The sequence below is a fragment of the Neobacillus sp. DHD-1R genome (genome assembly GCF_057747995.1).
On sequence record NZ_CM173232.1, the window covers coordinates 3,025,608 to 3,047,087 of the forward strand.

A 21,480-nucleotide genomic window follows, 5' to 3' on the forward strand; every position below is an offset into this window, starting at 1 on the left:
GGCCTGTGTCTATTTTGAATACTTCCACCACTTTATATTTTTGAAAACTCTTCAACTAACTCCGCAAATCGCCTGAGGGAATTTTCAATTGGGTACGGTGTTGTTAAATCGACCCCAGTCTTTTTTAACAATTCTAGTGGATAATCGGAGCTGCCACTTTTAAGAAATTCCAAATACGTATTCAATGTTTGTTGATCGCCTTCTAAAATCTTTGTGGCTAGATGGATAGCGGAAGCAAAACCGGTTGCATATTTGTAAACGTAGAAAGGACGATAGAAATGGGGAATCCGTGACCAGCCATATTTGACTTCCTCATCAAACACCATTTCATCCCCATTGTATTCCCTAAACAATGTCTCATAGGTTTGGTTAAACACGTCTACATTTAACGGAAGTCCCTTTTCCGCCATTTCATGTGTCTTTAATTCAAACTCAGCAAACATCACTTGCGTAAAAAAAGTACCTTTGAACTGATCAATAAAATGATTCAGTAAATGATTTCGTACTTGAGTATCCTTTTCATGGTTTAATAAATAATTAATTAACAGGACCTCGTTTACGGTTGAGGCTACTTCAGCCACAAAGATGCTATAACGAGCCGTTATTTGCGGCTGATGCTGTGAGCTTAATCTGCTATGAACACCATGTCCGCATTCATGAACCAATGTGAACAGGCTATCCAAATCATCTTGATGATTTAGCAGAATAAACGGATGGACGCCATAGACACCCAAATTATAGGCCCCAGACCGCTTGCCGGGCGTTTCCCTGACATCAATGTATCTGGCTTCTTTAAACTCTTTGAGAATGGTAAGATACTCATCCCCTAAGGGGGCTAAGGCCTTCAGCATCGTTTCAAAAGCCTGATCATATGGAATGACTTGTTTGACACCGCTGACGAGTGGAACGCTCATGTCAAATTGACGAATTTCATCGAGCTTCAATTTCTCCTTCCGAATTAGTGTGTAATGGTGAAGCGGAGCGATATTATCCTTCGTTGCTTGAATAAGATTTTCATAAACCTCTCTCGGTACTTTATCACCAAATAATGCTTTTTCAAGCGCAGATGGATAATGACGAATCTTTGCTAAGGTTACATTATTTTTTATGGCTGCTGAAAGTGTGGAGGCAATCGAATTTTTCAATTGAATATAGGGTTGGTAATACGCTTTATAGGCTTCCCGCCGTTTATCACGGTCTTCATCCTCAATCAGTTTTGCATACATGCCCCTCGTCAATTCTACTCGATCACCATTGTCACTGCTTACTTTGCCGAATTTAATATCTGCATTATTGATCATACCAAATGTGTGCCCTGGTACGGACAATGCTTCCCCTAATTGAGAGAGGACTTCTTCCTGTTCCTTGCTTAATACATGTAACTTGTATCGGAATGCGTCGAAAAGATCCTCTTCGAAGTAGTCTAGTCGGGGTTCCTGCGCAAGATAGCTTTTTAAGGTCTCTTCATCCAAACTTAATAAATAAGGCATGAAGAAAGAGGCGGCTGCGCTTACCTTCACACTTAATTGTTTTGCTCGGTCTAAGTATGATTGAGCACGCGTTTCTCTCGTATTTTCATCCACCATTAGCATCGCATAGGCATAGACCTTGTTAAAATAAAACGAAAGCTCTTCTCTTTGGTTAAGATATTGATACAAAGTATGGCCATCAAAAATTTTTCCATCAAATTGCTTTAGATTGGCTGCCATTTGCTCAATCAGCCGGTAATCTTCTTCCCACTTGTTGAAATCAATATATATATCGGCTAAATTCCATTTTTCATGAATCGGTACTTCATCTCGGTTAGTGTAGTTTTTCATCATATATACTCCCTTCTACGTTTTTAATCACAATGTTCATACAGGTAACATTCACAAGTATATTCCATTCTCAACGATAATTATCCTTTTTTATATAAGAAATTAAAATCGAATAAACAACAAAAGGCAGGTCTATTCCTGACCTGCCTCCACATTCCATTTATAAGGTAACTTCTGTTTCCAGTGCTTGTAATCTTTTGTTTACTTCTTCTTCGCTCAAGCCATGCTCAGCAATATAGCGGTTCCTTGGATGAACTCGACATTCATGTGAACAGCTCCGTAAATGTTTGTGTTCGTTTTCTTCGGAACAAAGGATCTTTTTATTACATTCAGGATTTGCACAGTTTACATAGCGTTCACAAGGCTCACCTGTAAAGTAATCTTTCCCGACCACGATATGCTCTTTTTGGTTTACAGGGACGCTGATTCGCTCATCAAACACATAAAGCTGACCATCCCATAATTCTCCTTGGACTTCAGGATCTTTTCCGTACGTGACAATTCCGCCATCCAGCTGTGAGACATCTTCAAAGCCCTCTTTAAGCAGCCAGCCTGAGAATTTTTCACAACGAATTCCACCTGTACAGTACGTTAGAATTTTTTTCCCCTCAAACTCTTGTTTATTATCTTTAATCCATTGAGGTAAATCGCGGAAATTTAGGATATCTGGGCGTACCGCTCCTCGAAAATGGCCTAAATCATATTCATAATCATTTCGTGCATCGATAATAACGGTATCTTCATTTTGCATCTCAGCAAAAAATTCTTTTGGTTTCAAATGCTTTCCTGTTAACACGTTTGGATTCACATCGTCCTCTAAACGTAAAGTAACCAGTTCGGATCTAAAACGTACTTTCATTTTTTTGAAAGCATGCTCAGAAGCTTCATCAATTTTAAAAATAGTTCCTGCAAACAGTGGATGTTCATTCATATATTTCATGTATGCATCCGTCTGTTCGATGGTGCCTGACACCGTACCATTGATTCCCTCAGCCGCAATGATAATCCGTCCTTTTAAGCCCAAATCTGTACAGAATTGACGGTGTTCATTAGCACATTCCTCAGGATTCTCTATAGAAACATATTTATAATACAATAACACTCTATATTCTTGATTCATCATTAACCACCTTAAGCTTTATAAAAATTTACTCTTTTTTAACATTAACCTTATTATTATATCAAAAATTAGTATTTCATTTCAAATTTATTTTGGCCATAAGCTATTAGCGATAATAAAGGTGTATATTACCATACGTTCTTCCGTAAATTATCTGATACAATTTTTAATGGTAAAGAACATGAAGGAGGAACCAATCCTATGAAAAAACGTAATCTCCTCCTGGCCTTGGTATTAGTTATTACCTTTATCGGCGGGATCTTTACAGGAGTACAATTCTCCACTATTAAATCACAAAATCAAACTTTTCATATAGAGCAATTACCTAAGTCGGCAATAAAGCCGCAAACGAAAGAAGTACCTAAGGTAGAAAAGGTACCATCAAAGGTGCTCATTGGTTATGTACAGGATTTTCGTGACCCAAATGTCGTTGATTACTCAAAACTAACGCATGTCATCTTCTCTTTTGCCCACCCTGCAAAGGATGGTGGGATTTTGCTGAACGGTGATTCCGCGTTAAAAAATCTTAGGACTACCGTTTCCAAGGCAAAAAAATATAACACGAAAGTAATGTTAGCGGTAGGCGGATGGTTTCACATCAATGGCGGGGAATCCTATGAGTATTTTAAAACGGCAATATCTAATCCTGCTTCCAGAACAAAGCTAGTTCATGAGCTTACTAGTATTGCTGAACGGGAAAATTTAGATGGCATTGATATTGATTTTGAACACCCACGCTCAAAAGCGGATGCTGTAAATTTAGCAGCTTTTACGAAAGAGCTAAGCGCCCAGCTACATCCCAAAAAGAAAGAGCTGTCAATTGCGGTTTATTCTAAAATTCATGCCGTTACGTTAACCGAAATTGGTTTTGTTGTGTATGAACCATCGATGTTTCAGGATGTCGACCATGTCAATATTATGGCCTATGACGGTCAGTGGGATGACGGTTATCATGCAGCCAATTTATCTCCTTATCCCTTTACAGAGAAAATCGTAAATTATTGGGCAAACTTGTTTGAAACAAATCATCTTCCAAAAAATAAACTCGTCTTAGGCGTTCCATTTTATGCCCAGCCAGAGGATCCTAAAATTAAACAAGTATCTTATGGAGCCATTATAAACAATAACCCGGCAAATGCCGTGAAAGACACGGTAAACATGAATGGCACGACCTACTATTATAATGGCGAAGGCACTATGAAAAAGAAAACGAATCTAGCACTCGACCAGGGCTTCGGCGGGATGATGATCTGGGAAGTTGGTCTTGATGCTGTTGGTAATCACAGCATGACAAGTTCGATTTTTGAGACATTGAACAAATCCACAAACTCTCCTGTAAAATACTATACTGTTAAGAATAATTAACATCAAAAAGAGGATGTCTAAAACAAAGGGTCAGACCCCTTTTGAGACATCCTTTTTTGCTTCTTCAGCGATCAGCTGATAGGATTGGATTCGGTCTTCAGGTGAGTGTGTAATCGTCACAATCATGACTTCGTCTGCGTGATAGTTTTTTCGGATTTCATTAAGTTTCTGAAGCACGGTTTGAGGATTACCGATAATCATGTTATTTTTCATTTTTTCTATAGTTTTTATTTCTTTATCAGTAAGATGGTATTCTTTAGCCTCTGAAATAGATGGAACGCCTTTTCCCTCGCCCTTTGCTCTTTGCAATGCCCATATTAGTGTACTTAACGCTATCTCTTCTCCTTTTTCATCAGTTTCTGCACAAATGACAGAAACGGTTACAATCACTTCAGGGATTTGACCTTGTTTTCTGGGTTTAAAGGTATCTAGATATTGTTGAATAATTCCTGCTCCGTCATTTTCACTCATAAACTTTCCAAAGGCATAAGGCATCCCATTTTCTGCTGCTAGTAAAGCACTTTTTTTACTTGTCCCAAGCAGCCATGGCTCAGGCGGAGTTGGTGGGAGCGGGGAAGCAGACAGTTTAGCAAACTCATGATCTGGAGGAAAATCATTCTCTAAAAAATGAAGAAGTTCACGAACTAAGTTCGGCATTTTCCACACCTGCTGTAAAAAGTTATCTGATAAGGCATTGGTCGCTTCAGCAGATCCACCGGGTGCTCGACCAATACCAATGTCTATCCGACCAGGAAACAGGGTTTCCAACATATTATAGACTTCTGCTACTTTATAGGGTTTATAATGCGGTAATAAAACTGCACCGGACCCGATTCGAATCTTGGAGGTATTGGCACCAATATAACTTAACATGATTTCAGGAGCCGGACAGGCGAGTCCTGGCAAGTCATGATGTTCTGCAATCCAATAACGACTATAACCTAACTCTTCTCCCGCTTTGGCTAACTTCATCGATTCATTCAAGGCATCACGAGCCGTTTGATTAGTAGCTATTGGCGATTGATCTAAAATGCTTAACTTCACACCTCCACCTTCTTTCTTAGTTTTTTATTTCAAGTAAACTGATCTTAAATTCTCCGACCTGGCCCTTTTCATATAGATTTGTAATCGAAGTGGAATATTGTTGAATCGTTCCTCTGAAGGCTATGTCTCTTTCCGGTATTTCTACATCGAAGGAACCTTGGTAAAGTAAGGTCGTAATATCATGATAGTTCTCACTTGTTACTTTAAAATCGATAGATATTTTATGTAAATCATTTATCTTTTCTTCATTATATTGGTCTACTTTAATAACTGTATTATTTAAAACTATTTCTGATACCATAGAATCGTCTCCTTCATTTAGTTCCTTCAAAAAATCATAGCACTCATAAAAACCTCATGCAACTATTAGAAATTAGCAGCTGATTGGTGCCTGACACCTGAATCGACACGATTTTGACATAAATTTTGGTATTTGTCGAATAATTTTCCAAGGTTTTTGAAGGGGATTGTCGAAAAAGAGAGAATTAAGTAATGGAATATAATAAAAGGAGGAAAGAATCAATGAAAAAGGTTTTAACCCTATTATGCGGAGTGTTAGTGGCATTATCATTATTTGTGACGACTGGGAATAGTGTAAAGGCAGCAGGAGAAACATCAGCTCCAGTTTCTACAGTTCCAGATGATTGCAGCTGTCACGATTTAATACCTTTAACAGGTGCTGAAAGAAATAAAATTGTTGCTAAATTCTTAAGTAGTGATGAGTTTAAAGTTCAGAAACAAGAACTTCTTAAGAATGGTTATACATGGAACGGAGCACATACCATTGAAGTAGTAATCCCAGCAGAGGGCGTAACAATGGTTGGTGTACCATTTTTTGATGCTAATGGTGTAGGAGAAGTATACGTTTTTATAAATGGCGCTTTTGTAGGAACTGCACAATTAGAATAATTTCAAATAAAAACTCCCTTCCAATTCGGATGGGAGTTTTTTATTTAAACTAAATATCCCTTAAATATTCTCTTATCACAGAAATAAGTTCCTTTGGGTTTTCCACCATACTCATATGCCCCGAATCGTTTATCAAAGCATGCTTAATGTTCTTTTTAGTTACGGAGAACGTTTTTTCCGCTGGAATGATTTGATCCTGTTCTCCAGCAATTAATAGGACTGGTAATGAGGTAGTTTCTAAAACATGGTTGCGATTAGGACGATCCCTCATCGCAGCCAATGTACTCATCGCACCATGTGCAGAGGTATAGTACCCAATTTCTTTTGCTGTTTGAACATATTCTTCATCCTGATGATCTGGTGAAAATAGCTTGGGTACCAATCCATCTATAAATGGCTTAATACCATTCTTGTTTATTTTCTCGACGTTCGCACTTCTTCCTTCTTTTGCCTCATCTGAGTCAGGGAAGGCTGCGGAATGGACGAGTGAGAAACCATTTAACCGATGACTGAACTTTTCCGCAAAGGCTAGGGTAATATAGCCGCCTAGAGAGTGGCCAAATATCGTCACTTTTTCGATATTCAATTCATCTAATAGATCTTTAATAATATTCGCAATATCCTCAATCGAAAAACTTTCCATAACCGTCGTCGATTTCCCATGTCCAGGAAGATCTGGGGCAATCACGCGGTATTTTTCTGCCAATGCCGGAATGACTTGTTCCCAATACCCTGAACTTCCGCAAAAACCGTGGAGAAGCACGATCGTCTTCCCTTCACCTTTATCAACATATGCAATGGTTGCATTTGGCAATTTCACACTTTTTGTTTCCATACCTTATTCACTCCTTAGTAATGTATATACCCTCTAATCTAAATTTAAATCAAACAAAATAAAAATGCATTACCTCTTTTGAAGTAATGCATGTCCGTTATCCAATTTGTTCCTCATTTAGATCTGAATTTAATAAGGATCTTTTATTTGGAATCAAAGTTAAGTGTGTTTTTTTCAGTAAATATTGTAAATGTTCTATTGGCATGGAGCCATGTCCTTTACTGTCACCAAGCATAAACTGAATGGTTACACCATTATAGCTTTTCACCGTCATCGTTTCCGCGGAATTGAAAAATCCTTTAGCATTTTGTGAAATTTGATATTTTAATCCTTCTTCAATTAACATGAATAATCTCCTTTTTAGGTATTGTCCATGTTAGTATTCCTTTAAAGAGTTTATACATACATATTTCTGCCAATTAAAAAAAGAGAGGTACCAACCCTCTCTCTAAAAATTACTCTTCTGCCTCTTCCTCGTCCATCATTTCATCAAACGCGGCGGAAACTTTATCAAATTCTTCGTCGCTTTCAATTGCGGCAAAATCACCATCTTCATCAACTTTCAAGAAGAAAATATCAATATCCTCATCTGATTCTTGTTGAACATCTTCAGCAAAACCAACAGCAACATAATCTGTTCCTTCAATGGTCATTACGCCTAATACTTCAACTTCCTCTTCCTCACTGCTCTCATCACTGATCGTAAAAATCTCGCCAACTTCAATTTTGCTCATTTAAAACTCTCCTTTCCATTTACATCGTAATCTACCACAAGTATCTCATAAAAGCATGTCCAAACCAAATTTCACCCTTGTTTAAGGAAGGATAAGCCGTTTATCGCTTCCTATTCGTAAATATTACCTTATAATTAAACTATAAGAAATGCAAAAAGGAGAACATGAGATGAATTCAAAAGAAATGGAAGAAAAGATTATTCAACATTACCAAGGGGAAGAAAAAATGATGATTCTTGTCTTTGCTCAGTGGTGTGTGAATCATAACCTTGATCCACTGGAACTATACATTAAGGCCTACCCAAATCAGTCTATGAACCCAGCTTTAAAAGAGGCTATTGAATTAACAGTCCCAAAGGAAGAAGCTGGCGACATTGCCGACCAAACCTTGCTGGGGGTTCTTTCTTTGTTCGGCAATGATGATCTCGCTTTTGTTGTGACAGAAGAAATACGGAAAATGAAATAAGTTTTGGTAGATGTAGATATTGGACAATCAAACCAAAAATGCCCCCACCGTAATAAGGGCATTTTTGGTTTATTTTTTATGGTCACTACATAGGTTTCGTTTCAGAAGCTATGCCACAAGGTATATATTATTCAACTCTATAGTAAACCAAACATCTTAACGGTTTGAGTTATGATAAGTGGGACAAGGATCGCAATGACCGTAGGAATTAAGAATGCTAAAAACGTCCACTTTTTGCTCTTTGTTTCCTTATAAATATTGAGCAATGTTGTGCCGCAAGGATAATGCAAGAGCGAAAATAACATCATATTCAGTGCGGTTAGCCATGTCCAGCCGTGCTCAAGAAAGATCTGCTTTAAATCTACGAGGTTATCCACTTCCGTTAAGGAGCCGGTCGATAGATATCCCATCAGAAGGATAGGCAGAACGATTTCATTTGCTGGTAAACCTAGAATAAATGCCATCATGATATACCCATCGAGACCAAGCATTTTTCCAAACGGATCTAAAAACTCAACCACATACATGAGAATACTTGTGTCGCCAATATAAATGTTAGCGAACACCCAGGTAAGGATCGCAGCAGGTGCAGCCACTTTAACAGCACGAACTAATACGGACCAGGATTTTGTGATCGACGAACGTATGACAGTATCAAAGATTTTTGGTTTCCTATAGGGCGGCAGCTCTAACGTATAGTGTGTGGGAACTCCTTTTAAGGCTGTTTTTGATAGGACCCAGGAGACAAAGAAGGTGACAATAATTCCAAATAAGACAATCCCCACGATCACTCCAGTGGTGACTAGTGATTTTACTCCACCGGTAAAATTAGCAGCCATAAATAATGAAGCCAAGACAATTAAGGTCCCCCAGCGGCCATTACATGGAACAAAGTTATTCGTCAAAATCGCCAGCATCCGTTCTCTCGGCGATTCAATAATCCTTGTAGAAATCACGGCGGCAGCGTTACAGCCAAATCCCATGGCCATGGTTAATGATTGCTTTCCATGGGCGCCAACTCTTTTAAAGAGTCGATCCATGTTAAACGCAACTCGCGGCAGATATCCATAATTCTCTAAAAGGGCGAAAGTTGGAAAAAAGATGGCCATCGGTGGCAGCATCACACTTATCACCCACGTCGTGCCCCTATATAAGCCGAGGACAAGCACACCGTGCAGCCAATCTGGAGCATGAAGAAAAGTAAAGAATGAAGTAATGTAACCCTCCAAGAATCCAAAAAACTCAGCGATCATTGAAGAAGGAATATTCGCTCCAGCAATAGTTAAATAAAACAATACACCTAACATGATAATCATAATGGGAAAGCCAAAAATGGGTGAAGTAAAAATCGCATCGAGTTTCTCTGTGCGCGTATCCCGCTTTGATTTCGTATAGGAAATGCCTTCGCCGCATAATTTATGACTTCGTTCATAAAGATGCTGGACAATATCATCTCTTAGCTTTGATGTAGACAAGCTCTGAGCTTCTGTGTAAAGCTCTTGAATACTCATTCAGTTAAACCTCCTTTGGGACTAAGCGTTTACTAATTTCATTGAGCAATGCTTCATCACCATCTAGCAATCTTAATGATACCCAGCGGGAAGATATTTGATTGCCAACAAATTCAACAACTTTTGGTTCAATCTGCTTGATTTTTTCTTCAATTTCATTGGGATAGGTCACCTGGACAGGATTGCATTCGATTGCTCCAGTGACAATGCGATCAATCGTATCCAGTAATAGTGGGAACCCTTTTTTATTTCGAGCCGATATTTTTATGACAGGCACCCCTAATCGATTGGTTAATAACCTTTCATTAATACGGATTCCCTGCTGCTCTGCGACATCAATCAGGTTAATACAAATCACAACATTTTTTGTCATTTCAAGAACTTGCAGGGCTAAATTAAAGTTTCGCTCTAATGATGTAGCATCTAGTACGACAAGGGTGACATCGGGTTTTTCAAACACGATGTAATTTCTTGCTACTTCTTCGTCCGTTGAATTTGAAAAGAGTGAGTATGTTCCAGGCAGATCAATTAAATGAAAGGTCTTATCTTTATAGGGAACACTGCCGTGTGCAAGTGAAACAGTTTTCCCTGCCCAATTTCCGGTATGCTGTCTTAGTCCTGTTAAGGCATTGAACAAGGTACTTTTACCCGTATTCGGGTTGCCTGCTAACGCAATTCGGTACTCATTCCCCATTTGACAACAGCTCCCCCTCGATTCGTGAACTTTCTTCTTTCCTTAGAGCAATCGTTGTTTGGCTGACTCGGTAAGCGATTGGATCTCCTAAGGGGCTCTTCCTTACAACCTCAACCTGTGCACCAGCCACAAATCCTAAATCTAATAATCTTCTTCGCATCACACCATCTAAATTCAATGATGTAATTTTAATTAAATTCCCTTTTTCCCCATTTACCAGTTTAATAATATTAGGTTTATCCATCTCTCTTTCCCCTTTATCAAAGTTTTTACCGTGCGCAACTTTTTAATAATTATATGTCATTATTTCAAAGATTGTCACTTTTTTTTAAAAAAAATAGCTGCCTACATTTCAGGCAGCTAAAGAAATAATAAAATGTTAAGTTAAAACCTCTCGCAACACAATACCTAACGATATGCCAATGAACATCGAAGACAGTGTACCGAGCAAGAAATATTCAGCCCAATCCCGGTCATCCATTTGTTTGAATCTGGCAATCGATTTTGCCGCAACAATAAACCCAATTGCCGGATAAGCACTGTAAAATGTCAAAACTAAAACCAGCAGTCTTTCAATATAACCAATTAATTTTCCACGAGATAGGTCGTGTTTAGAAAAAATCGTATAATGATACTCTTCCGTTAATCCCTTTTTCCCCATATTATTATTTGCAAACAGATCTTCTTGTCTGTCTGTTTTAAATACATATTTTCCTTCAAAGCTTAATAACTGGTTCGGCAAAGTTCCTAAAAGAATTCGAATGAAATGACCACTCACACTTGTAGTTAAAATGACAATGATGAGAATAAAAAGACCTGCACTTACTGTGTTTAACTTATGACCTTCTTGGAATATATCTAGTAGTTTCATAAAATCAAATCCGATAAATAACTGACAAGCAAAAATGATCATGACGAAATGGAGTAATTGGTCTAAAAGAAAAAAACTAAGCCGTTTTATATTCTCCTCGTTATTTATTTTTACATTATCGAGTAATTTAATTTTGCATAAATCGATGAGAAAATGAGAAAAAACAATAAAAACTAACGGGAAAATTAGATAAGGCAGGATATTTGCTACATTAAAATGATAACTTAAGTAACAGCTGAGCACGATAGCAGTCCCTAAAAAGTGATGTGCCATATGCTTCCTGATATTTTTATGCTTTTCCTTCACCATGTCATCTGTTTGTAAATAAAAATCAGCAATAAGATGCACGAGAATGAGACATAAAATAAGCATGGTTTCTCCTCTCTATTTATGCGTTCCATTGATCGAGCAATGTACTTATTTTTTCTTTTAAATGCTTTCTGATCGAGTCGGAAAGTAAATCACTTTGTTCATTGGGGTAATCCGCTAACTTTGGATAGGCCTTTTTCTCTAATGAATTTAAAATGTTAATCAATTCATGAAAGGTTTGGAGAATTTCTTCACTTTTTCCTTTTTTAATATGGCTTGAGATGGTCGGCGCTGTTTTTCCAAGTAGTTTCCCAACAGCTTTTTGTTGTTGTAAGATTAAATAGGACGTACATACGAGCCCCTGGATGCTTGTTTGTTCTTGCATGAGACTATGCTGTAAATGGATTAAGGTGTTAAATAACGACTCGAATTCAGACCTAAATTGATGGTATAAAAACGTACTGTTGTCACCACTATAAAATTGATCAAGCTCAAATTTAAAGGGCAGCCTATTATGTTCTTGTTTTAACAAATCGTTTGCATACCTTGCCTGCTTAATCAAAGGATGGATCCACTTTTCAAGATCGACTTCCGCTAATTCCTTATTGATATCACCAAAAGACAAACCAAAGTAAGGTTTATGATCAGGGTATTTCCAAATTCTATGGAGATAAAATGCTATGATATAGGCAGTCGAATAGCCAGTACCAACAAAGATGATTTCATCTCCTGCTCGATGCTTTACTTTTACTATTTCAATTTTATCTGTCCAAATGTTGATCCAGTTCACCAATTCATCTAAATAAATGGTCAGTTCCTCACCGATATTATTTAACGAAGAGTTACTAACATCACAGATAAATATCGAGATGGGATTAGACATAGTCTGCACGTTTTCTCACCCTAATTAGATTATTTAATCTAACTTTATTTAATTTAGATTAAAATGTCAAATTTTCAGGTGATTAGATGATTTAGTAAAACTATTATCATTTTATTCTTTTATATAATTGTGAACTTATTCCATTCCGGCGGCAAGAGCATTTGATACTGCTTTTGTAAAAAACGGTCATCGACCAGGACAATCGTCCCGTGATCATGTTCGGAGCGAATCAATCGTCCTCCTGCTTGTAACACCTTGTTCATTCCCGGATAAACATAAGCATAATCATAGCCATTTTTGCCCGTTTTATTAAAATGCTCCTTAATAAGATTTCGTTCAAAACAAAGCTGTGGTAACCCAACCCCTATAACAACCACTCCATTTAAACGATCACCGATTAAATCGACTCCCTCGGAAAAAATGCCACCCAAAACAGCAAATCCGAGTAATGGTTCTTTTTTATCAGCCTTAAATGCATCCAAAAAAGCTTCTCTTTCCGCTTCCGTCATCCCAGTCGATTGAACTAACGTCTGGGTATCTTCATCTCGCAATTTAAACTGTTCATATACAGACAGTAAATAGTGATAGGATGGGAAAAATGCCAAGTAATTTCCGGGACGTTTTTGAAGTAGCGATTGAAGCAGCGCTACGGTTTGATTTTTTGTCCGTTCCCGATCACGGTACCGTGTGGACAACGGTTTGATTAAGACGTCGACCTGTTCTCTTGAGAATGGCGACGGAATCGTTATAGCATAATCCTCAACACTCCCGCCAAGAATATCTTGATAATAGGGTAATGGTGACAGCGTCGCAGAGAAATACACCTTCGCGCGGTACCCTTTACTCATTTGTCTAAGAAGTTGAGAGGGGTCCATACAAAACAATTTGATAAGGACATCATTTCTATTTTTTTCTACATAGATGACGTAATGTTCATCGAGAAAATCGGCTACTTTCAAGAACTGATTCACGCGAAAAAATGCTTCCAATAGACCTGGTGAAGGATCTGTTTGCAGAAATTGTTCTGCATCCTTTAAAAATTGCTCGAGCTGTTCTAAAAAGGTTTCATCCAACTGCTCTAAAACGAACTCATTTTGATCTGCATGCTCTTTTTTCCATGTTAAAAACGAAGCATTTAGTTTACTTGCAGCGTCATAAATGGCTTGATTAACTCCTTTAAAGTCTTTTTTCAATTGAAGAAAAATATCTTTCTGTAGGTCTGCTGAAAACATCTCCCTGCCTCGGTCAACAAGATTATGGGCTTCATCAACCAATAAGGCTGTAGACTTCTTTTGTTCTTCAAACAACCGTTTTAACGAAACCCTTGGGTCAAAAATATAATTATAGTCACATATAACAGCATCAACTGCATAGCTAAGATCAATCGAAAATTCAAAGGGACAGATCGTATGCTTTCGAGCATAGGATTCAATGACATCCCGGGTCATGGCATGTTCATTTGTTAATATATCAAGAATGGCCTCATTAATCCGGTCATAATAGCCATTTGCAAATTCACAATAACCCTTTTGGCAATTGGTCACCTCTTTAAAACAAACCTTATCCTTTGCGGTTATGGTAAGAGTGTTTATACAGAGCCCGCCAGAACGCATTCGGGTAAATGCTTCTTCTGCGGTTGTCCGTGTAATGGTTTTGGCTGTCAGGTAGAAAACACGATTAAGCTGATCTTCACCCATCGCTTTCACTGTTGGGAAAAGGGTAGAGATCGTCTTGCCTATTCCAGTTGGTGCTTTTGCAAAAAGATTTTTTTTAGCTACAATCGTCTTATACACCACACCAGCTAAATTCCTTTGTCCTTCCCTATACCCCTCAAAAGGAAATACTAACTCTTTACAACTTTCATTTCTTTTTAAACGATGCAGGTGCTGCAGCTTAGCATATGGGGTATAGCCTTTTATGACCTCCAAAACAAAACACTGTAGCTCGGATAGTGAGTACCTCTTTTTAAAATATTTTTTCACTTCCGTTTCAACGTGGACATAGGTTAACTGGACAAAGATCTCCTGCAAATCTTGGTCTGTTGCTGCCATATATGCATACATTTTCGCCTGAGCCCAGTGAACCGCATACCCTTCACCTTCCAAGTGATCTAAGGGCTGAGAGAAAGACTTAATCTCGTCAACTGTCACCTCGCCCTCTTGATACAACAGACCATCACATCTGCCATCAATCACAAAGGATAGACCGTCATAAGAAAGTTCAGCACTAAGGTAGACTTCCTTTTGATCACCTTCACTGTAGGTTTTCTGGATTTTTTGGTGAATCCTTGTCCCATCGAGCAGCGTCGATTGAGAACGGAAACGTGCATCAATACTGCCGCTGCGAAAAACATATTCAACCAGCGTTCTTACCGATATGTGTATCTCATTAGTCAATAGCTCACCAACTTATTTTATGGGAATGTATGTTTGTATACCTATTATAGCAGAATGAAAAAAGATTGGCGCATAAATACGCCAATCTCAATCATTAAGAGCGAATTTGTCCTGTTCCTCGGACAATAGCTTTGGTGGTCGTTAATGCCTTCAGCCCCATCGGCCCACGGGCATGAAGTTTTTGCGTACTGATGCCAATTTCTGCACCATACCCGAACTGTTCGCCATCAGTAAAGCGAGTGGAAGCATTATGGTATAGAACTGCAGCATCAACTGCCTGGAAAAACAATTGAACATTTGCGGAAGATTCACTAATAATCGCTTCTGAATGCTTTGTCCCATACTGATCAATATGATCAATCGCTTCTCTTACATCAGAGACGAGTTTTACTGCCAAGATTGGGGCCAAAAATTCTGTGTACCAATCTTCTTCCGTTGCTTCTGTAACAAACGGATAGTCTGAGGCTAATGTTTCATCGCCACGCAGTTCAACTCCTCGATCCTGCAAACGGCTTAATAACTCGGATAGATATGGCCATTTTTCATGGATCAAAACCGTTTCTGCAGCGTTACATACAGAAGGGCGATGCAGCTTCGCATTGATTGCAATTTCAATCGCCATTTCTTTTTTGGCCGTTTCATCAATAAACACATGACAGTTGCCAACACCAGTTTCTAAAACAGGAACCGTGGCATTTTGAATAACCGTTTGAATTAACCCTGCTCCACCACGTGGAATAAGAACATCCAAATAGTTATTCAATTTAAACATTTCTGCAGCCGTCTCGCGGCTAGTATCTTCCAAAAGTTGAACCGCATCTTCAGAAATGGCTGATTCCGCCAGGGCCCTACGCATAACATGAACAAGAGCTTTATTGGAATGAATCGCTGAAGAACTTCCTCGTAAAAGAACAGCATTGCCCGCTTTTAGACAAAGACTTCCAGCATCAACTGTTACATTCGGCCTGGCTTCGTATACCATCCCAATGACACCAAGTGGAACTCGTATCGTTTCAATTTGTAATCCATTGGGCCTCTCCCAAGACTCAATGGTTTCACCAATCGGATCATCTAACCGGATTAACTGCCGTACTCCATCAACAATTTGTTCGATTCTTTCTCCTGTTAAAAGTAATCGATCCAGAAGTGAACTGGAAAACCCTTTTTCCTTGCCGACTTTTAGATCCTTGGCATTTTCGGTGATAATCCATTCTTTCTCCATTAATAGTTGTTCAGCCATTTTCAAGAGTGCCTCATTTTTTTCTTTGGCTGACAGCATCCCTAATTGTTTGGCGGCTTTTTTTAGTTTACTTGCTTTTTCTAATAATTCACTCATTCTTCTACTCACTCCTTTGGTAATGTGACCCAATTATCACGATGAATCACTTCTGGTTTTTTGTTAATGGAAAAACCTTTCGATTGGTTACTCGGTAGTCCCTTGACCATTAATAAATCTTTGGAGGAATAATAGATCTGTCCTTTTCCAACCATTTTTCCTTTTTGATTTTGCACTTCTACCACATCTAAGGCATTAAAATCACCAATTACCTTCGTAACCCCGACGGGTAACAAACTTTTACCATGGAATAAAACCGCTTTTTCGGCACCATCGTCTATTTCGATGACTCCACGGACTTGAGAATGATAGGCAATCCATTGCTTCCGCATATGCATTTGCGTGTGAAAGGACCCGCCAATATAGGTTCCATCACCTTTTCCTGCCAAGATGTCAGCTAGTTTTTCCTTGCCCGCTCCGGTTCCGACAAAAACGCTGACACCGAGTGATAATGCTTTCTTTGCAGCTAACAATTTAGATTTCATCCCACCAGTGCCAACCGAAGAACCACTTTCACCGGCAAGACTAAGCAAATTTTCCGAAACCTCTGGAATAAAATTAAATTTTTTCGCCTCTTTTGAAACCTTTGGATTTCCATCATATAGACCGTTAATATCCGTTAAAATAATTAGGGCATTGGCATGTAAGAATCCACTTACGAGTGCAGATAGTAAATCGTTGTCACCGAAGGTCAATTCCTCAATCGAAACCGAATCATTTTCATTTATAATGGGTAAAACCCCTCTTTGAAGCAACTCATGAATCGTCGAAAAGAGATTTTGAAAACGAACTTGGCTATAAAAATCCTCGCGTGTTAATAAGATTTGTGCCGGCATCATATCAAACTCTTGAAATAGTTGAATATAATGCTGCATTAATAACCCTTGTCCGACGGCCGCGGAAGCCTGTTTTCCTGCTGTACTTTTGGGCCGCGTTGGGTAACCCAGTGAGCCAAATCCTGCCGCAATAGCACCCGATGAAATCAAGATGACCTCATGACCCTGTGCCTTTAAAAAAGCAAGTGACTCGACATGATCACGTATTTTCTCTTCAGAAATCGTCCCAGATGCATTTGTGAGCGAACTGCTCCCAATTTTTACGACCACCAGCTGTTTTTTCATGTCCGTACGACCTTTCTTTTAAAAATAAAAAAAACGATTCCTCTGTCCTTATAAAAGGACGGAAAAATCGTTTCCGCGGTACCACCTTCATTGATGCCAAGCATCCCCTTGAACCCGTAACGTGGGGAACGGCTTATGTTTGCATAAGCAGCAGTTAAGGGTAGGTTCAATCATCTTTCCGCGAGAAACCTTTCAGCCTTTAGGGTTTCACTCTCTACCACATTCCAATGATTTACTAGTCCCATACCATTTTATTATCATAATTTCCTTTGATTATCCATAGAAAACAGAAAAAAGTCAATACTATTTTTTGAAAAATGAAAATTTATTAGAGCTGCTTATTCTTTATATGCTTTTAAAACTGCTTTAAGTGTAGAAGGCTTAAAGAGGATGGTTGCAGGGCTTACCAAATTCATTACTTTAACAAAGTCCTGATAGATAGATTTATTTTTTGCCGATAGCAAGAATATATTTTTTACATACCATTGTTGAAATTTTAACCCAAATGGTTTTTTCCCTTTGACCTCACCATAGCGAAAATCTTCACAAAGAACCATCGACCAGACTGGAGCGACAATTTTGGCCAATTTGTTTTGTAATTTTTTTAAGCTTTCAGTTTTTGTTTCTGAGGCAAAATAGGATTTAATTTCCAACGCCTCTAATGCCGAAATAGTCATTCCTTGCCCAAAGACTGGATCGATGCGGCAGATCGAATCGCCGGCAACTAGCAGTCCTTCAGGTAAATCCACTTTTTCAAAATGACGCCACTTAATGTGTGGAACTTGATAAATGGCTGTCTCGGTTAGGGAGGTTCCTTTTGCTATTTTCTCTTGAATATCGGGAAGCGGCAATTTTTCAGCCATTTCAATAAAACCTGCTTCACTTTTTACATCAGCAGGTTTCAGAGAGTTCAAATAGCCAATAAGAGTAACAATAGATTGATTGTTTTCAACTAAGGATAAAGTACCGCCTAATGTTTGGTTAGGGGGATTGGGATAAATAAGCTTAATTTTAAAATTAGCCGGCTCTTCTGGAAGTGCGAATTTTCGTGTCGCATAACATAGGCCGATTTCGACCTGTTCTTCAGGTACAGGTTTTCCCTGTTTCTCCAACCAATTTTTCGTAAAAGAAGCGGCACCGCTAGTATCCACTACTAAATTTGCCATAAGTGTTTTTACTTCATTATTTTGAATAACTTCCACTCCGCAGACCATGCTTTTATCTTCTGTTAATTTATACGATAGAACCTTTGTTTCATATGTATAGGTTACATTGGATATTTGTCCGACTCGTTTCTCTATATACGATTCTAGCAATGGTCTTGTCTGTAATAGTGTGGTTTCCTCACTTGTAAAACGCAGCTTCCAAACTCCATGATGAAACCAAGCCAGATCCTTAAGTGAGTCAATTTTAATGGAACCTCGTTTGACCATATCATCTTGAAAGCCCGGAAATAACGTTTCTAATGCGTGGTCACCGGCATGCAAGAGTGCATGGATATGATGTGCTTGAGAAACACCGGGTCTTACAGTCGATTGATTTTCAGGTTGATGATCCTTCTCCAATATTTGAACATTATGAAAATAGGGCGATATCGCTGCAGCAATAAGCTTGCCTGCAATTCCTCCGCCAATAATGATTGCTTGATTATGACCTTGTTCACCATTCAACGTAATTTTTCCCCTTTAATTTTATGTAATCTATCATTAAAAGTTTACCATATTATTCATCATATTAATAAAACAAATATAATAGAATGATAAGTGACAATACTGAAAATAAAAAAGAGTAGGAACTGCAAAAAAACAGCTAATTCCTACTCTTTTTATAAAATCTGTCCTAAAAAGTATTCTGTGACCTTTTCTGAATCTAGTCTTACGGCGATCGTTGGCGGACGAATTCCGATTGCTCCTTCTAACGGGAGCCCTAACCACAAAAGCTTCTCATCAATGATGATAAAGGGAAACGGCAAACTTTCGGCCACACTTTGATCGACTTGAAGTTCACGCCATTCTAGCTCCGATATAATGGTTAATTTTATGTGTTTATCCCGATTATTAAGGACTTCCTTCCATTCCTGTGATAGCATGGTTTGCTTTGGAAGCGAAACTACCAGCGACTCTCGCGCCAAATGGATGTCTTGTAACACATTTCCTAACTTACGAGCATGCATCCATTGTAATCTTGGGTGGTGATGTCTAACCCAAGTACCAATTTCCCTTGTACCAACCTTTTGCTGATGCTGTTCTTGATGCTCCACAAGTTGTCTAAGAGTTTTTCCATTATACACATGTTTACGAATAAACGATTGATTGCTGACTTGAATGAATTTTCCTTTTGTTCTAGTAATTGCAACATTAATCAAACGTTCGCTATCTTTACCTGTTAAAAGCATACCAGCTCGGGTTTGCGGATCACTATCAACCGTGTCAAAGACCATAACATCCCGTTCACTGCCTTGAAACTTGTGGACGGTAGCCGCGATAATATCGCCTGTTAAGCGTTCTTTTTCATATAAATCTTCGAGGATTAGTTCCATTAAACTAGCTTGAGCACGGTATGGAGTAACATAGCCAATGGACCTCAAGCCGCTCGAATAAGATTCGTGAATCAATTGAAACGATAATAATGCCTGCCAAAGATTCATCCGGGAATGTGATGTACGTTCATTCATACAGTGTGCTCCCGTATAGCTTGTATCGACCAGACCAGCTGCCCTGCCCGGAAACGGAGCTTTTTCTACAATATGATTTCTGCTCTTCGAAACACTTTCATGATCGCCAACAAGCGAATGGTAAATGTACTGATTAGTAAAGGCAGAAATTTCTGGATGCATTCGACGTTGTTCTTTTAATAAAAAAAGATGCGGATGGAGAATCCCGTCGTTAATCCCGTCCACCAATCCTGCCCGGTGAAAAATATCCTCTTTCAACCACTTTGTCACTAATAGATCCCGTGATGACGCAATCGGCGGCAATTGTTTGAAATCCCCGCAAATAATCACTCGTTTTCCGAGCGAGGCAGCAAAAGCAACCTGTGGAACATAGGCCATACTAGCTTCATCAAGGATAACCACATCATATTCTTTTTCATAAATTGCAGGGTCACTTGCTGCTTTTGCCAGAGTCGCCCCCACTACATAGGCATCGTTTACAAACTGAACTTCTTTTTGGCGAATCTTTTCAAGCACTTTGGCAATCTTCGTCTCAAGCTCCAGTAAATGATTCGTGTCCCGTTTACTAAAAGAACGGGCCAAATCCTGCTTTATATTCCTTCTTTCTGCAATTAACGTTTCCTTATCTTCCGCAAGATGAGGGTCTTGTTTCTGAAGCAATTGACTTGTCGTAATGGCTTCATGATTAGCTAGCAATTCTCCAGTATTAAATCCATAGCGAAGTACGTCCCCTTCCTTATAGCGATCTTTCTTTTTTATAAAAGTAGAAATTTCACTAATCAGGACATCTACCGCTTGATTACTGTGTGATAAGATCAGTGCTCGCTTTTCTTGAAAATATTTATTAGCCGCCACCCTTGCCAATGTATAGGTTTTTCCTGTACCAGGAGGTCCCCAGACAAAAGTTACGGGATTGTATTTTGACCGTAAAACCAACTCATGAACATTGCTTTTACTTTTATCAAGAGGATGCTTGGCTGGCATGGACGGATCCATTAATTTTTTAACACGTATCCGCTTTTGATTAGTTTTTTTTATTTCATCCAAACGCTGAATTAGTTGGTCAAGCAGTTCCCAGGGATCGTGATAAAGAGTGGCTTCTGAAAGTAAGTCACCAAATGATTGCTCAAGAGCGAGAATGATGCTATTGCCTTCCGATGACAGTACACGTCCACTTTGTTTCAAACCTCCCCACTCGAGTCTAATCGAAGAACCGACAGGAATTCGAATCGAAAAGGCTGTATCAAAATAATATTTAAATGAATCGTCGTCACTTGAAATCAGCCTTCCATTAGAGACAAGAATTTTGTTACTTCCGTACCTTTTTAAATGGCTTATTTCATTTTGTAGAGCCTGCTGCCATTCTTTTATGAGCGAAACTGTACTTGTCAT

The 21,480-nt window shown here is 38.7% G+C and carries 20 protein-coding genes; 3 read left to right on the forward strand and 17 right to left on the reverse strand.

Annotated features, from left to right (window positions below; genetic code table 11):
- Window positions 1-32: 32 nt before the first annotated feature.
- Both pepF and trhO read right to left on the reverse strand, forming a co-directional pair.
- Window positions 33-1,820: an oligoendopeptidase F gene (pepF, locus tag AC3ANL_RS14645; protein WP_488329732.1), complete on the reverse strand. Its 1,788-nt coding sequence runs from the start codon at window positions 1,818-1,820 to the stop codon at window positions 33-35.
- A gap of 160 nt (window positions 1,821-1,980) precedes the next feature.
- Entirely contained in the window at window positions 1,981-2,940 is a 960-nt protein-coding gene (trhO, locus tag AC3ANL_RS14650) for an oxygen-dependent tRNA uridine(34) hydroxylase TrhO (protein ID WP_488325171.1), read from the reverse strand.
- 201 nt (window positions 2,941-3,141) lie between these two features.
- Between trhO and AC3ANL_RS14655 the strand changes: the two genes are divergently transcribed.
- Entirely contained in the window at window positions 3,142-4,305 is a 1,164-nt protein-coding gene (locus AC3ANL_RS14655; RefSeq protein WP_488325172.1) for a glycosyl hydrolase family 18 protein, read from the forward strand.
- 30 nt (window positions 4,306-4,335) lie between these two features.
- On the opposite strand, the gene AC3ANL_RS14660 is transcribed toward AC3ANL_RS14655, so the two are convergent.
- The gene (locus tag AC3ANL_RS14660) at window positions 4,336-5,349 is read right to left on the reverse strand and encodes an LLM class flavin-dependent oxidoreductase (protein ID WP_488325173.1); all 1,014 of its coding nucleotides are present in this window, start codon (window positions 5,347-5,349) and stop codon (window positions 4,336-4,338) included.
- Between the two features lie 16 nt (window positions 5,350-5,365).
- Window positions 5,366-5,650, reverse strand: a complete 285-nt coding sequence (locus AC3ANL_RS14665) for a DUF3219 family protein (RefSeq protein WP_488325174.1) — start codon at window positions 5,648-5,650, stop codon at window positions 5,366-5,368.
- A 221-nt stretch (window positions 5,651-5,871) separates the two neighbouring features.
- Here AC3ANL_RS14665 and AC3ANL_RS14670 point away from each other — a divergent pair, with 221 nt between their 5' ends.
- Window positions 5,872-6,258: a hypothetical protein gene (locus AC3ANL_RS14670; RefSeq protein WP_488325175.1), complete on the forward strand. Its 387-nt coding sequence runs from the start codon at window positions 5,872-5,874 to the stop codon at window positions 6,256-6,258.
- A gap of 49 nt (window positions 6,259-6,307) precedes the next feature.
- Here AC3ANL_RS14670 and AC3ANL_RS14675 read toward each other — a convergent pair whose 3' ends face one another.
- From AC3ANL_RS14675 to AC3ANL_RS14685, 3 genes are all read right to left on the reverse strand, one after another.
- Window positions 6,308-7,093: an alpha/beta fold hydrolase gene (locus AC3ANL_RS14675; protein WP_488325176.1), complete on the reverse strand. Its 786-nt coding sequence runs from the start codon at window positions 7,091-7,093 to the stop codon at window positions 6,308-6,310.
- Between the two features lie 97 nt (window positions 7,094-7,190).
- Window positions 7,191-7,439: a hypothetical protein gene (locus tag AC3ANL_RS14680; RefSeq protein WP_488325177.1), complete on the reverse strand. Its 249-nt coding sequence runs from the start codon at window positions 7,437-7,439 to the stop codon at window positions 7,191-7,193.
- A gap of 109 nt (window positions 7,440-7,548) precedes the next feature.
- Complete coding sequence (locus AC3ANL_RS14685) at window positions 7,549-7,827, reverse strand: DUF1292 domain-containing protein (RefSeq protein ID WP_488325178.1); 279 nt, start codon at window positions 7,825-7,827, stop codon at window positions 7,549-7,551.
- 169 nt (window positions 7,828-7,996) lie between these two features.
- Here AC3ANL_RS14685 and AC3ANL_RS14690 point away from each other — a divergent pair, with 169 nt between their 5' ends.
- Window positions 7,997-8,293 carry a hypothetical protein gene (locus AC3ANL_RS14690; protein WP_488325179.1) on the forward strand — a complete coding sequence of 99 codons (297 nt, stop codon included), beginning with the start codon at window positions 7,997-7,999 and terminating at the stop codon, window positions 8,291-8,293.
- A 137-nt stretch (window positions 8,294-8,430) separates the two neighbouring features.
- Here the strand turns inward: AC3ANL_RS14690 and AC3ANL_RS14695 are convergent, their stop codons facing one another.
- The 10 genes from AC3ANL_RS14695 to AC3ANL_RS14740 form a co-directional block, all read right to left on the reverse strand.
- On the reverse strand, window positions 8,431-9,804 hold the full coding sequence (locus AC3ANL_RS14695; protein WP_488325180.1) for a nucleoside recognition domain-containing protein: 1,374 nt from the start codon (window positions 9,802-9,804) through the stop codon (window positions 8,431-8,433).
- Between the two features lie 4 nt (window positions 9,805-9,808).
- On the reverse strand, window positions 9,809-10,498 hold the full coding sequence (locus tag AC3ANL_RS14700) for a FeoB small GTPase domain-containing protein (RefSeq protein WP_488325181.1): 690 nt from the start codon (window positions 10,496-10,498) through the stop codon (window positions 9,809-9,811).
- The gene (locus AC3ANL_RS14705) at window positions 10,488-10,742 is read right to left on the reverse strand and encodes a FeoA family protein (protein ID WP_488325182.1); all 255 of its coding nucleotides are present in this window, start codon (window positions 10,740-10,742) and stop codon (window positions 10,488-10,490) included. The genes AC3ANL_RS14700 and AC3ANL_RS14705 overlap by 11 nt, the downstream gene beginning before the upstream one ends.
- A gap of 135 nt (window positions 10,743-10,877) precedes the next feature.
- Window positions 10,878-11,741, reverse strand: coding sequence for a DUF3307 domain-containing protein (locus tag AC3ANL_RS14710; RefSeq protein WP_488325183.1), 864 nt, complete (start codon window positions 11,739-11,741; stop codon window positions 10,878-10,880).
- A 16-nt stretch (window positions 11,742-11,757) separates the two neighbouring features.
- Window positions 11,758-12,570 carry a hypothetical protein gene (locus AC3ANL_RS14715; protein WP_488325184.1) on the reverse strand — a complete coding sequence of 271 codons (813 nt, stop codon included), beginning with the start codon at window positions 12,568-12,570 and terminating at the stop codon, window positions 11,758-11,760.
- 110 nt (window positions 12,571-12,680) lie between these two features.
- The gene (locus AC3ANL_RS14720) at window positions 12,681-14,957 is read right to left on the reverse strand and encodes an ATP-dependent DNA helicase (protein ID WP_488325185.1); all 2,277 of its coding nucleotides are present in this window, start codon (window positions 14,955-14,957) and stop codon (window positions 12,681-12,683) included.
- A 94-nt stretch (window positions 14,958-15,051) separates the two neighbouring features.
- Window positions 15,052-16,293: a glutamate-5-semialdehyde dehydrogenase gene (locus AC3ANL_RS14725; RefSeq protein WP_488325186.1), complete on the reverse strand. Its 1,242-nt coding sequence runs from the start codon at window positions 16,291-16,293 to the stop codon at window positions 15,052-15,054.
- 8 nt (window positions 16,294-16,301) lie between these two features.
- The gene (gene proB, locus AC3ANL_RS14730; RefSeq protein ID WP_488325187.1) at window positions 16,302-17,414 is read right to left on the reverse strand and encodes a glutamate 5-kinase; all 1,113 of its coding nucleotides are present in this window, start codon (window positions 17,412-17,414) and stop codon (window positions 16,302-16,304) included.
- 338 nt (window positions 17,415-17,752) lie between these two features.
- The gene (locus tag AC3ANL_RS14735) at window positions 17,753-19,084 is read right to left on the reverse strand and encodes a glutamate synthase subunit beta (RefSeq protein WP_488325188.1); all 1,332 of its coding nucleotides are present in this window, start codon (window positions 19,082-19,084) and stop codon (window positions 17,753-17,755) included.
- A 155-nt stretch (window positions 19,085-19,239) separates the two neighbouring features.
- Entirely contained in the window at window positions 19,240-21,480 is a 2,241-nt protein-coding gene (locus AC3ANL_RS14740) for an AAA domain-containing protein (protein ID WP_488325189.1), read from the reverse strand.